Genomic DNA, 14,597 nt, shown 5'->3' with positions numbered 1-14,597 from the left:
GGCAAGCCTGTGGATATCCCTCCAATCGGGCGTGTAACACCATGATACAAAAGGGGATTCGATACACGGACCTTGCGAGGTCAACCCTGTGGCAGCGCCCGTGCTTTCGCGCGGCACGCGCCGCACCCCCGATCCGGGCCCGGACGGTTCTCCACAGATTGTGTTGGCAAGCTTGTGGATATCCTGCGCATCGGCCACCTAACTCATTGAGCGCACGGGGTTTTGTGCTCCGTCTGCAGAATCGGGCAGCACCGGCGCGGCCCGTGCGGCAGGCGCCGGCGCCATCCGGGCATCAATGCCGGTCAAGCCCGCCGCGCAATTCGCTCGCCTTGTCGCGCAGCGCCTCGTAGCCCGAGCGTGCGTGCTCGGGCAGGTCGGGATCGCCGATCAGCGCGCCGAGCGTTTCGATCAGGCTGAACAGGATGCCCTTCGCCGCGCCGACCGCGATGCTCTGCGATTCGATCGACTTGTGCAGGTGGTCGACCGCCGCTTCCAGATTCTCGAGCTTGTTCTCGCCGTCGTCGGGCCGGTTGTCGGTCGTCATCGTCTACCTCCGCCATCGTTCAAGGGTCATGTCACGATTCTATGCCGCGTCGCGCGAACGTGGCGCGACATCGCGCAACGTTCGCGCAGCCCCACGCTACAGCACCGCGACCACCTTCACGCGGCCCGGCTGCTCCGCCGACGCGACGACCTGGCCGTCGACGCGGCGGAACGTGAGCGACACGGTTTCGTCACCGACGCGCAACGCGTCGATCCGCAGCCAGTCGACGCCTTCCGGCAACGCCGGGCGCTCGACGCGCACCTCGTGGCGCGACGCATCGATGCTCACGCCGAGGCAGGCCTGCAGCATCATGAACGGCGCGCCTGCCGCCCACGCTTGCGGCAGGCAGGCCACCGGATACGCGGTCGGCGGTTCGCCGCGCCGGCGCGGGAACCCGCAGAACAGCTCGGGCAACCGCATCTCGAAGCTCACCGCCGCCTCGAACAGCGCGCGCAGCAGGTTCACCGCGGCCGTCTTGTCGCCGTAGCGCGCGAGCCCGCGCGCGATCAGCGCATTGTCGTGCGGCCACACCGAGCCGTTGTGATACGCCATCGGATTGAAGCGCGGCTGGCCGGCCGCGAGCGTGCGGATGCCCCAGCCCGTCTGGAACAGCGTCGAGCCGAGCACGCCGGCGACCGCCGCGCCGCGCTCGGCGTCGGGCAGCCCGAATGCGAGCAGGTGGCCCGCGTTCGACGCAAACACGCGGCACAGGTCGCCATGACCGTCGAGCGCGATGCCGTAGAAATCGCCTTCCGGCATCCAGAACAGCGCATCGACCTGCTCGCGCAGCGTCTTCGCACGCAACGCGTAGCGCGTCGCGTCGGCCGCGTGGCCGCGCCGGTGCGAGCACATCGACATCGCATCGAGTGCCGCGCACGCATACGCCTGCACTTCGACGAGCGCGATCGGCCCGTCCGGGAAGCGGCCGTCCGCGTGGAACACCGAATCGTGGCTGTCCTTCCAGCCCTGGTTCGCGAGGCCGCGCTCCGACGTGCGCTGGTAATCGAGCAGTCCGTAAGGATTGCGGTCGCACTTGTCGATCACCCATTGCGCGGCGCGTTCGAGCGCGGGCCACAGCTCGTCGATCAGCGCATCGTCGCCGGTGCGCTCGACATACGCGCCCGCGAGCACGATGAACAACGGAGTCGTATCGACGCCACCGTAGTACAGCGCGAACGGCACCTCGCCCGTCGCGGCCATCTCGCTGCGGCGGAACTCGTGCATGATCTTGCCGGGCTCCGCGTCGCGGAATGCGGAAGTCTCGCGCGCCTGGTGCTCGGCCAGGAACCGCAGCACGCCGCGCGCGAGCGACGGCTGCAGCCACAGCATCTGCAGCGACGTGATCACCGCGTCGCGGCCGAACGGCGTCGAGAACCACGGAATGCCCGCATACGGATACGGCCCCGTGTCGAGCTGCGTCGTGAGCAGCCCGAGATCCGCGAGCGAGCGGTCGAGCCACGCGTCGAACAGCGGATTGCCGGTGTTCACGCGCGCCATCGATTCGCGCCGCGCGCGCATCTCGCGGTGCACGCCGACGAGCGCGGTGCGCAGCGCGACGCGGCCGCATCCCGGTCCTGCCGCATGCACCGGGCCGAGCGTCGCATCGACGGTCAGGTAGATCGACACGCAGGCCTGCGCGGCGATCGTTAGCGTGTAATCGGCACGATCGACCGACAAAGCATCGGGTGCCGGCGAGAAATGCACGGTCACGTTGCGCTCGACGCTGTCGAGGCCGTCATAGCGCAGCCGCACCGCGCCCGCATCGACTCGCGGAGCAACGACCGTGCCGCGCTTCGGGCGCTGCGTGCCGCGCACTTCGAACATGTCCTTGAAATCGGCCGCGAACGACAGCGACAGCGGCACCTCGGCTTCGCTCGCGCCGTAGTTCGTCAGCGTCAGCGCTTCGTAAAGCACGTCGCCCGCGAGCACGCGCATCCGCTCGATGTGGATCACGCCCTCGGGCGTTTCGTGGCCCCCGAGCGGCGGCAGCGGGCGGTTCGTCAGGTGCGCGGTGAACGACGCGTTGTCGGCGCTCGTCGCGCCCGACAGCAGCGACGGCGCGCGGCCGCCGAAGGTCAGGCGCCACGTCGACAGCACGCGCATGTCGTCGACGAACAGGCCGTCGTCGCGACCGCCGATGTCGCCGAGCGCGTCGCTGACCACGAACGCGTCGCCGGATTTCAGGACGTACTGGTTGTTGCGCGCCAGTGCCTGCGGATCGGCTTCGGGCGCGATGAATGCGGTGGCCGACGCTGGGGTCGGGGCAGCAGGCGCGACTGACTGCGCCTGCGTCGTCTTGGCTTCGGCGTGATTCGGCATCGATGCTCCTGTGTCGGAACGCAACGCGCGGCGCGTCGCGTGTTTCGCACAGGATAGGACAGAACGGGGGACGTGCGCAGCGACGAAAAAGACGCGATGCCATGCGACAGAGTCGCCGCCGCATGGCATCGCGCAGGCACGTCAGGCGCTGGTCAGAACTTCCACAGGATGTTGCCGAGGATGGCGTTGTCGCGCACGCCGCTGCCGTACTGGCCGCTGTACGTGAGGCCGAGCGTCAGGCGCTTCGTGATGTTCGCGTCGATGCCGGCCTCGAGCACCGCGCTGTCGCGGGCAATCGGCACGCCCGATACCTGGAACGACGTACCGCCGTTCGCGAACGTGAACGCCGACGACGGGCTCACATTGCCGAACGCATGCCGCCAGCCGACCGTCCCGCGCGCGGTGAACGTGCCGCTCCCGATCGAGCCGAGCTGCGACGCCGCGCGCAAGCCGAGGGTCGAGAAGCCGACGTGGGTCGTCTGCCCGCCGGCACGCAGCGCGGCCGCGCCACCGGTTTCCGTATAGCCGTCGGTGTGCAGGTTCACATACGCGAGGCCCGCGAACGGTTCGATCGCCACGGGGCCGACCGGCAGCGCGTAGCCGACTTCGCCGAACACCTGCGCCGAATTCGCGTCGTAGCCGGCCGAGTCGTGATCGGAGAAGCCCGCGAAGCCCGGGGAGCGATCGCTGTTGATCCGGTACCACGTGTACGACGCGCCGCCGCGCACGCCGAGTGCGCCGTACTGCGCGCCGCCGTACAGCGACAGGTAGTAGCTGTTCACCGACGCCGACGAACTCTGGTCGTTGTCGAGCGAGCTGTGCGTGACACCGGCGGCCAGGCCCGCACGCCACTTGTCGTTGAGTGCCATGTCGGCGCCGGCGATGAAGCCGGTCATGCTGCGGTTGATCGTCGACGTGTTGCCGTCGCCGGTGAGCCGGCTGCGGCCGCCGAACGCCTGCCCCCAGACGACCGGCTGGTAAGGCGTGCCGCCGTAGCAGCCGTCGCGCGAGCCGATCCGGCGTTCCGGCGGCAGCGTCGGGTCGACCGCGCCGGCCGTGTTGTCGCCGCACAAGGCTGCGCCACCCGACGACAGCGCGGCAAGCGGCCCCGATCCGGGCGCGAGGCCCTGGCGGACGCGGTCGGTCACCGCGTCGCGCACATAGCGGCTGTCGAGCAGCAGCATGCTCTTCAGGCTCGCCTGCAGTTCGCCGTCGAGCAGCCCGTATGCGCGGCGTGCGGTCGCCACATCGGTCGTCAGTATCGCGTCGTACAGCGGGTTGCCCGCGCCGAGCCCGCCGAGCGCGGCCGCGACCGAGCGCTGGTTGGGCGTCGTCGCGACATCGGGCAGCGACGTGCCGTTCTCGACCAGTCGCAGGTACACGTGATTCGGGTCGTAGCTGAGCGTCGGCATCAGGAACGCATAGTTCGCATTCACCTGGCTGAACGCGCCCTGCACGCCCGACGCCGCGGTCACGATCGTGTAGGTCGTGCTCGGCTGGTAGCCGCTCTGGTTCGCGAGCACCTGCACGGTGCCGCCGTTCAGCGTCGCCGTGCCGCTCGCCGCGAGGCTGCCGCTTTGCTGCGGCGCGGCCGCGACCTGGAACGTCGAGCCCGGCTGGAACGTGACGTTGCCGCCCACGTTCAGCGCCGCGCCCGGCTGCGACGCGGCCGCCGTTGCACCGCCCTGCACCACGAGGCCGCCGATCGTGCCGGTGCCCGTGACCGTCGCACCGCTCTGCACGGTGACGGTCGACTGGCCGAGCGAACCGTTGACGGCGAGCGTGCCCCCACTGACCGTGGTCGGGCCGCTCAGCGTGCTGGTGCCCGTCAACGTCAGTTGCCCGCTGCCGGCCTGCGTCAGCGAACCCGCGCCGGACAGCACGCTCGCCATCGTCACGTTGCCGGATTGATTGACGATCAGCGCGCCGTTGTCGACGACATTGCCGGCGATGCTGCCCGACGTGCCGCCGTTGCCGAGTTGCAGCGCACCGCCGGCCGCGATCGTGGTGCCGCCCGTGTACGTGTTCGCGCCGGTCAGCGTCTGGATACCGGTGCCGGCGATCGTCACGCCGCCGGCACCGCCGATCGTCCCGCCGAACGTACCGTTGCCGCTCCCGTTCAACGTCAGCGCATTGGCGCCGAGATTGACGGTCGCGCCGGCCGCACCGTTCAACGTGCCGATCGACTGCGCGCCGGTCGCGCCGCTCGCGTCGAGCGTCGCGCCCGCGCCCGCGAGATTCACCGCGCCCGTCGAAGCGAGGCTGCCGCCCGCGCCGAGTGCCACCGTGCTGCCGCCGTTGATCGTCGTGCCGCCGGTGTAGGTGTTCGCGCCCGTCAGCGTCTGCGTGCCGGTGCCCGCGAACGTCACACCACCGGTGCCGCCGATCGCGCCGCCGAACGTGCCGTTGCCACTGCCGTTCAGCGTGAGCGCATTCGTGCCCAGGTTCACGTTCGTGCCGGCGCTGCCGCTCAGCGCACCGATCGTCTGTGCGCCGGTCGCGCCACTCACGTTGAACGTCGCACCCGCGCCGGCGAGATTCAGCGCGCTGCCCGACGCGAGGCTGCCACCTGCGCCGAGCGCCAGTGTGCTGCCGCCGTTGATGGTCGTGCCGCCCGTGTAGGTGTTTGCGCCCGTCAGCGTCTGCGTGCCGGTGCCCGCGAACGTCACGCCGCCCGTGCCGCCGATCGCACCACCGAACGTACTGCTGGTGCTGCCGTTCAGCGTGAGCGCATTCGCGCCGAGGTTCACGTTCGTGCCGGCGCCGCCGGTCAGCGTGCCGAGCGTCTGTGCGCCCGATGCGCCGCCCAGGTTGAAGGTTGCGCCCGTGCCGGCCAGATTCACCACGCTACCCGACGCCAGGCTGCCACCCGCACCCAGCGCCAGCGTGCTGCCAGTACCGATCGACGTGCCACCCGTGTACGTATTCGCGCCGGTCAGCGTTTGCGTACCGGTGCCCGCGAAGGTCACGCCGCCCGTGCCGCCGATCGCACCGCCGAAATTGCCGCTGGCGGTCCCGCTCAGCGTCAGACCGTTCGCGCCCAGGTTCACGTTCGTGCCGGCCGCGCCATTCAACGCGCCGAGTGTCTGCGCGCCCGTCGCGCCGCCCAGGTTGAACGTTGCGCCCGTGCCGGCCAGATTCACCGTGCTGCCCGATGCGAGGCTGCCGCCCGCACCCAGCGCCAGCGTGCTGCCACCGTTGATCGTCGTGCCGCCCGTATAGGTATTCGCGCCGGTCAGCGTTTGTGTCCCGGTGCCCGCGAACGTCACACTGCCCGCGCCACCGATCGCACCGCCGAACGTGTTGTTGCCGCTGCCGTTCAGCGTCAGCGCGTTCGCGCCCAGGTTCACGTTCGTGCCGGCGCCACCGGACAGCGTACCGAGCGTCTGTGCGCCCGATGCGCCGCTCAGGTTGAACGTCGCGCCCGTGCCGGCGAGATTCACCGCGCTGCCCGACGCCAGGCTGCCGCCGGCACCCAGCGCCAACGTGCTGCCACCGTTGATCGTCGTGCCGCCCGTGTACGTGTTCGCGCCCGTCAGCGTCTGCGTGCCGGTGCCCGCAAACGTCACGCCGCCCGTGCCGCCGATTACGCCGCCGAACGTGCCGTTGGTGCTGCCGTTCAGCGTCAGCGCATTCGCACCCAGGTTCACGTTCGTGCCGGCCGCGCCGCTCAGCGTGCCGAGTGTCTGCGCGCCCGTCGCACCGCTCAGGTTGAACGTCGCGCCCGTGCCGGCAAGATTCACTGCACTGCCTGAAGCCAGGCTGCCGCCCGCACCCAGCGCGAGCGTGCTGCCGGTGTCGATCGTCGTGCCGCCGGTGTACGTGTTCGCGCCCGTCAGCGTCTGCGTGCCGGTGCCCGCAAACGTTACACCGCCCGTGCCGCCGATCGCACCGCCAAACGTACCGCTAGCTGTCCCGCTCAGCGTCAGCGCGTTCGCGCCGAGGGTCACGTTCGTACCGGCCGCACCGTTCAACGAGCCGATCGTCTGTGCGCCCGATGCACCGCTCAGGTTGAACGTCGCGCCCGTGCCGGCCAGATTCACTGCGCCACCCGATGCGAGGCTGCCGCCCGCACCCAGCGCCAGCGTGCTGCCGCCGTTGATCGTCGTGCCGCCCGTATAGGTGTTCGCGCCCGTCAGTGTCTGCGTGCCCGTGCCCGCGAACGTCACACCGCCCGTGCCGCCGATCGCACCACCGAACGTGCCGTTGGTGCTGCCGTTCAGCGTCAGCGCATTCGCTCCGAGGGTCACGTTCGTGCCGGCGACGCCGGTCAGCGTGCCGAGCGTCTGTGCGCCCGATGCGCCGCTCAGGTTGAACGTCGCGCCCGTACCGGCCAGATTCACCGCGCTGCCCGATGCGAGGCTGCCGCCCGCGCCCAGCGCGAGCGTGCTGCCACCGTTGATCGTCGTGCCGCCGGTGTACGTGTTCGCGCCCGTCAGTGTCTGCGTGCCCGTGCCCGCGAACGTCACACCGCCCGTACCGCCGATCGCGCCGCCGAACGTGCCGCTGGCGGTCCCGCTCAGTGTCAGACCGTTCGCGCCCAGGTTCACGTTCGTACCGATCGCGCCGTTCAACGCGCCGATCGTCTGCGCACCCGATGCGCCGCTCAGGTTGAACGTTGCGCCCGCACCGGCCAGATTCACCGCGCCCGTTGCGGCCAGGCTGCCGCCCGTACCGAGCGCGAGCGTGCCGCCGGCGCCGATCGTCGTGCCGCCTGTGTAGGTGTTCGCGCCCGTCAGCGTCTGCGTGCCGGTGCCCGCGAACGTCACGCCACCGGTGCCGCCGATCGCGCCGCCGAACGTGTGGTTGCCGTTGCCGCTCAACGTCAGCGCGTTCGCGCCGAGGTTCACGGCCGAGCCGGCCGCACCGGTCAGCGCGCCGATCGTCTGCGCGCCCGATGCACCGCCCAGGTTGAACGTCGCGCCCGCGCCAGCGAGATTCACCGTACCGGTCGACGCGAGGCTGCCGCCCGCACCCAGCGCCAGCGTGCTGCCGCCATTGATCGTCGTGCCGCCCGTGTAGGTGTTCGCGCCGGACAGCGTCTGCGTGCCCGTGCCGGCCACGGTCAGGCCGCCGGTGCCGCCGATCGTGCCGCCGAAATTGCCGCTGGCGGTCCCGCTCATCGTCAGGCCGTTGGCGCCAAGGCTCACGGCCGAGCCGGCGACGCCGCTCAGTGCGCCGATCGTCTGCGCCCCCGTCGCACCGCTCACGTCGAACGTCGCGCCCGCGCCGGCCACGTTCACCGCGCCCGTCGCCGCGAGGCTGCCGCCGGCACCGAGCGCCAGCGTGCCGGCGTTGATCGTCGTGCCGCCCGTGTACGTGTTCGTGGAAGTCAACGTCGTCGTCGCCGCGCCGTCCTTCACGAGAGCGCCCGCGCCGGCGATGCCGCCGTTCAGCGTGAGGGCGTTGCTGCCACCGAGCGTCAACGTCGAACCGGTGCCGAGATTGACCGCGTTGTTGACCGACAGACTCGCGCTCGTGTCGAGCGTCGCCGCGCCGCCGACGTTCAGCGCGCCGGAACCGAGCGCCCCGCTGTTGCCGAGCACGACGCCGCCGCTGTTCAGGTTCGTGCCGCCCGTATAGACGTTCGCACCCGTCAGCGTCTGCGTACCCGTGCCGGCCAGCGTCAGGCTGCCCGTCCCGCCGATCACGCCGCTGAAGGTGCCGCTGGCGGTGCCGCCCAGCGTCAGCCCGTTGCCGCCCATGTTGACGATCGTCCCCGCGACACCCGACAACGCGCCGATCGTCTGGGCACGGGTCGCCGTACTCAGGTCGAGCGCCGCGCCCGCGTTGGCGAGGTTCACCGCGCCGGTCGCCGCCAGGCTGCCGCCCGCGCCCACCGCCAGCGTGCCGGCGTTGATCGTCGTGCCGCCCGTGTAGGAGTTCGTACCGGTCAGCGTCGTGGTCGCCGCGCCGTTCTTCACGAGACCGCCCGCCCCGGAAATGCCGCCGCCCAGCGCAAGCGCATTGCTGCCGCCGAGCGTCAGCGTCGAACCGTTCGCAAGATTGACCGCGTTGGCGACCGACAGGCTCGCGTTGGTGTCGAGCGTCGCTGCGCCTGCGACGTTCAGCGCGCCGGTGCCGAGCGCCGCATTGTTGCCGAGCACCACGCTGCTGCCGCTGTTCAGGTTCGTGCCGCCCGAGTAAGTGCTCGCGCCGTTCAACGTCTGCGTGCCGGTGCCGGCCAGCGTCAGGCTGCCGGTGCCGCCGATTGCGCCGCCGAAGGTGCCGCTGGCGGTCCCGCCCAGCGTCAGCGCATTCGCGCCGAGGCTCACGTTCGTCCCCGCGACACCCGACAGCGCGCCGATCGACTGCGCACCGGTCGCGGCGCTCACGTCGAGCGCCGCACCCGCGCCAGCCAGGTTCACCGCGCCCGTCGCTGCCAGGCTGCCGCCCGCGCCCACGGCCAGCGTGCCGGCATTGATCGTCGTGCCGCCCGTGTAGGTGTTCGCGGCGGTCAACGTCGTCGTCGCCGCGCCGTCCTTCACGAGACCGCCCGCGCCGCCGATGCCGCCGCTCAGCGTGAGCGCGTTGCTGCCGCCCAGTGTCAGCGTCGAACCGGTGGCGAGGTTGACCGCGTTGTTGACCGACAGGTTCGTGCTCGTATCGAGCGTCGCCGCACCGCCGACGGTCAACGTGCCGGTGCCGAGCGCCGCGTTGTTGCCGAGCACCAGGCCGCCGGCATTCAGCGTCGTGCCACCGGTGTAGTTGTTTGCGCCGGACAGCGTCACCGTCGCCGCGCCGTTCTTCACGAGCCCGCCGCCGCCCGAGACTGTGCCGCCCAGGCCGAGATTGTTACTGCCGGCGAGCGTCAGCGTCGTGCCGGTGGCAACGTTGATGCCGTTCGCAAGCGACACGTTGGTGGTCGCATCGAGCGACGCCGGGCCGTTGACGTTCACCGCGCCAAGGCCAAGCGCCGTATTGCTGCCGACTACGAGGTTGCCGCCGTTCAGGTTCGTCCCGCCTGTGTAGACGTTGCTGCCGGTCAGCGTCTGCGTGCCGGTGCCGGCGAGCGTCACGCCGCCCGTGCCGCCGATCGTGCCGGCGTACGTCGCATTGCCGCTGCCGTCCAGCGTCAGCCCGTTGGCACCGAGGTTCACGTTTGTGCCGGCCGCGCCCGCCAGCGCGCCGATCGTCTGCGTGCCCGATGCGTTGCTCATGTCGAACGTCGCGCCCGCGCCGGTCAGGTTCACCGTGCCGGACGCCGCCAGGTTGCCGCCTGCGCCCAGCGCGAGCGTGCCGCTGTTGATCGTCGTGTCGCCGGTGTAGGTGTTCGCGCCCGTCAGCGTCAGCGTCGCCGCGCCGTTTTTCACGAGGCCGCCGTTGCCGTTGATGCTGCCGGCCAGCCCGAGATTGTTGCTGCCGCCGACCGTCAGCGTCGTACCCGTGGCGACATTGACGGTGTTGTTGAGCGTCGTGTTCGTGCTCGAGTCGAGCGTGACCGAGCCGTTGACGTTCAGCGCGCCGGTGCCGAGCGCCCCGTTGTTGCCGACCACGATGCCGCCGGCGTTCAGGTTCGTGCCGCCCGTGTAGTTGTTCGCGCCGGACAGCGTCAGCGTGCCGCTGTCGTTCTTCGTCAGCGCGCCGCCGCCCGACACCGTGCCCGACAGCGTGAGCCCGGTCGAACCCTGCACCGTCAGCCCGCCCGCGTTGAGCTGCACGTTGTTGGAGACGTTGAGCCCGGCCGTGCCCGCCTGCAGCGCGCCGCCGGTGGCCGTGATGGTGCCCGTGCCGAGCGATGCGTTGTTGCTGATGATCGCGACGCCGCCCGCCAGCGTCGCGTCCTGCGCGCTCGACGCGCCGTTGATCGTCCAGTTGCCGCTCTGGACGTCGACGTGATTGAAGTTGATGTAGTTGTTGACCGCGATCGTGCCGTTCGCACCGGCCCCTTGCTGCAGGTTGAGCGTGTTGTCGCCGCCCGCGCCGCCGTCGACCGTGCCCGTCGCCGCGACGCCGAGCGTGACCGGGCCGACCGTGATGTTGAGCGCGCCCCCGGTGCCGCCCGCCGTGTTGACCGACGAGCCCGTCACCGCGGTGAACGAGTTCGTGCTGTTCGCGCCCATCGACACGCTGCCGTTGATCGTGCCCGAGTTGACGAACGAGTTGCCCGCCCCGGGCGTGCCGTTCGAACCGAGCGACACGCGGCCGGTAATCGTGCCGCTGTTCGTCATGTTGACCGTGGCGCCGCCGTATGCGGCGACCACGGGGGCATCCGCGCCGACGAGGGTCGCGCCGACCAGCGCATTCGAGCCGATCGTGCCGGTGTTGGCGATGGTCGTCGTACCGCCCGTGCCGTTCTGGACCGACAGCGCCATGCCCGTCACGCCGCTGATCGCCACGCCGGTCGAGCCGTTCATCGTGCCGTTGTTGATGACGTTGGTGCCGGCACTCGCTGCCGAGTTGCCGATCACCGTACCGCTCGACAGGACGCCGAGGCCGGTGCCGAGCGCCGACGGGTCGATCGTGCCGTTGTTGGTCAGCTGGGTGTTGCTGCCCGTCAGTGACAGTGCGGTGCCGCCGACGCCGAGCAGTACGCCGAGGCTCGCGCCCGCGTTGACGGTCGCGTGGATGTTGTTTGCGCTGTTCGAATAGCTGGGCGCCAGCGGATTCGCGACGCCGGAGCAGGTCACCGTCGTGCCCGCCGTGGTACAGGTCGCCTGGGCGGGCACGATACCGGCGCCGGACAGCGCCAGGAACACACCCGTCGGCAGCAGCAATTTCGGAAACGGCTCGCCGGCTTTTTTCGAACGCGCAAGATTCATGCTTTTCCTCGTTATTGGTTCGTTATTGGAATTCGCATTACCGTGAAACCGAACAGCCAGCAGCGGAAAATCTCGCGCAAAAGCATTCGCCCCGGCTGTCGCGATGCGACGTCGGCTAATTCATGGACGAATCTTTAATTGGCCCTGGGAGGCAGGCGTGAAACTAGTCGAATGACATGTCGGTGGCCCCTCGTTTTTCTGCAGCGATTTTCTGGTTGATTTGATTACCGCCCTGCTTTTTGTCAGACAAGGCTAGCTCAAAAAAACAGGCTTTTCCAGTCGATCTTTTCCCAGTCGGACCGGAAATCAGCGAACGCGCATTTTTTACTTATCGGAGCACTTCAAACAGGTAAATTCGTATGTCACCTGTCAGCTTATATAAAGCTCTCTTAAAAACACCAGAACCGATGCATCCGTGAAAACACTGATAGCGGCTTGATTATCGCCATCATTTTTTGCGACGCAATATTTTCGCACCCGAAAGCATCGGAAAAATATAATCCGCCCTCAAATTCTTCATACAAATAAACAATATCGGACGCCTATTCGCTTGCCTGGATTTTCGTCGCGCATCGACAGAAAAATCCGCGCCCCGTCAGGAAAACAGGCTCATCAGATAAAGCATCGGGCGGAACGAAACCGGCCGCGCATCGGGATTCACCCACAACCGCACCGCATAGACTGCATACGCCGGCACTTCGCGCCAGCTCGAATAGACGTCGCGCAACTGGAAACGGCCCGGATACGCGGCGGAGATGTTCGCCCGTGCAATGCCGACGCGCTCGAACGCGAGCCGTGCCCGCGCGAGGTGGTAGTACTGGCTGACGATCAGCACGCGCGACAGTTGGTGCGCCTGCAGGTACGCGAGCGTGTGCTGCGCGGTCGCGAGCGTGTTGTCGCCCTGGTCGTCGACGGCGATCCGGTCGGCCGGCACGCCGCGCGCCACGAGATAGTCGCGCATCGCGGTCGCCTCGTTCAGCCCGGGGCCGTCGATCGCGCCGCTGACGAGGAACGCCGGGCACTGCCCCGTGCGATAGCAGCGCACGCCGACGTCGAGCCGGGCGGCGAGCACGGGCTTCGGCGCGCCGGTCTCGTCGAGCGCGTTGCCGAAGATCACGGCGACGTCGGCCGGCTCGCTCGGCATCCGCAACCCGTACGCGACGAGCGCGACCGCCGCGGCAATCCAGAGGCATGCGACGACGGCCAGCAGGCGGCCCATGCGGGCGAACACGCCCCGTTTGGTGTGGTTTTGCAAGGTTTTCGGTCTCTCAGGTCGTCGGGCGTGTCGGCTTGCCCGGCCCCGGACGGGCGCGTAACGCTAGCACGGTGCGCGATCAGGTGTCCACGCGACGGACCGATGCCGGACGGCGGACTGCGCCCGGCCTTCCGGCAAGTCGACCGAAGAAACGTGCCCGGCGAAGCGGGCAGCCAATACGGAGATCGAAAGAACAGGAATGGCCGTACCGCGATGCCCGGCCCGGCACGACCCGGATCAGTCGACCTGGCACATCGTGAGCCGCCCCATCGCCTCGCCGGCGCCGCGCACCGCGCAGGTGGCCGGCTCGTCGGCGATCCGGGCGACGAGCCCCGTCTCGTCGTACAGCAGGCGTTCGAGATCCGCGAGCAGCGCACCGCCGCCCGTCAGCACCACGCCGCGATTCGCGATGTCGGTCACGAGTTCGGCCGGCGCGTTCTCCAGCACCGACTTCACCGCGCCGATCACCTGCTTGAGCGGCGCGACCAGCGCGTCCGCCACATCGTGGTTGGACAGCTCGATCGAGCGCGGCAGGCCGTCGCCGACACCCCGCCCGACCGCGCGCGTCGACCTGCGCGGCACCGCGCTGGTGGCCGAACCGATCGTCTGCTTCACGTGCTCGGCCGTCTGCTCGCCGAGCAGCACGCCATACAGGTTGCGGACATGGTTGACGATCGCCGCGTCGAACTGGTTGCCGCCGACGCGAATCGCCTCGCGGTAGACGATGCCACCGAGCGCGATCACCGCGACTTCGGTCGTCCCGCCGCCGATATCGACAACCATCGAGCCGACCGGCTCGGTCACCGGCAGGCCCGCGCCGAGCCCGGCCGCCAGCGATTCCTCGATCAGTTCGACCTCCGATACACCCGCCGCGAAGGCAGCCTCGCGGAGCGCGCGGCGCTCGACGGCCGTCGCATCGGACGGCACGCACAGCGTGACCTCGACGCGGCGGCCGAAGCGCGAACGCGTGCGCGACATGTCGATGAAGCTGCGGATCATCTGCTCGGCCGCGTGCGCGTCGGCGATCACGCCGTGCCGCATCGGCCGCACGGCTTCGAGATGCCCCGGTTCGCGGCCCAGCAGCGCCTTCGCGAGCTCGCCGACGGCCTCGAGCGTCGGCCGCGCGTCGGTCGCACCGGCACCGGCCTTGCGGAAGCAGACGACCGACGGCTGGTTCAGCACCACGCCGCGTTCGTGCGTATAAATCCGCGTACTCGCCGTTCCAGGGTCGATCGCAACGGGTTGCGCAAACAACTTTCCGAACAGCGGTGTCGACATATCAAACCTTTGTAATCGAACGGGCCAGGGCAGCCGCGCCGCATTTCCGCGGCGCGTCCATGCCGCCCCATCACGAACTTAGCGGCAAATCGTTCCGATACTTTAGGCAATTCCGATGATTTTTTCGCGACGGAATTGTCAAAAATGCCGTTTCGGACACCTCAGGCTACGCAACAGCCTCTCGCATTGCGCCTGTAAAACACGGTAATCTCTCGGTCTTGCCTGCTCCCGGCAGGCCTCAGACGCCCGATCACGCCAGGTATTTCCTCCATGACAGCGACCGTTTCCTTCCGCTGGGCGCGGGTGCGCCCGCTTTGCACGACGCTCGTCGCCTTCTGGTGCTGCACGGTCGCCGCGCAACCGCTGCCGGCCGCGGAATCCGCAGCCGCAGCCGCAGCCGCAGCAGCCGCGGCCCCGGTCGCCGCCGCCAGCGCGCCGG

Annotated in this window: 5 protein-coding genes; all 5 read right to left on the bottom strand. The window is 69.3% G+C overall.

From position 1 onward, the window contains the following. Positions 1-292 precede the first annotated feature (292 nt). On the bottom strand, positions 293-544 hold the full coding sequence (locus BDI24065_RS32580; RefSeq protein WP_175034666.1) for a hypothetical protein: 252 nt from the start codon (positions 542-544) through the stop codon (positions 293-295). A gap of 96 nt (positions 545-640) precedes the next feature. Then, entirely contained in the window at positions 641-2,863 is a 2,223-nt protein-coding gene (locus BDI24065_RS32575; protein ID WP_175034665.1) for an amylo-alpha-1,6-glucosidase, read from the bottom strand. A gap of 152 nt (positions 2,864-3,015) precedes the next feature. After that, entirely contained in the window at positions 3,016-11,625 is an 8,610-nt protein-coding gene (locus BDI24065_RS32570; RefSeq protein WP_175034664.1) for an autotransporter-associated beta strand repeat-containing protein, read from the bottom strand. A gap of 595 nt (positions 11,626-12,220) precedes the next feature. Continuing rightward, the gene (locus BDI24065_RS32565; RefSeq protein ID WP_254609904.1) at positions 12,221-12,844 is read right to left on the bottom strand and encodes a YdcF family protein; all 624 of its coding nucleotides are present in this window, start codon (positions 12,842-12,844) and stop codon (positions 12,221-12,223) included. A 273-nt stretch (positions 12,845-13,117) separates the two neighbouring features. Then, positions 13,118-14,158, bottom strand: a complete 1,041-nt coding sequence (locus tag BDI24065_RS32560; RefSeq protein WP_175034662.1) for a rod shape-determining protein — start codon at positions 14,156-14,158, stop codon at positions 13,118-13,120. Positions 14,159-14,597: the final 439 nt, after the last annotated feature.

The organism is Burkholderia lata, from assembly GCF_902499025.1.
In the GTDB taxonomy this organism is placed as follows: Bacteria; Pseudomonadota; Gammaproteobacteria; order Burkholderiales; family Burkholderiaceae; genus Burkholderia; species Burkholderia lata_C.
This window is presented reverse-complemented; position numbering and strand designations above follow the sequence as displayed.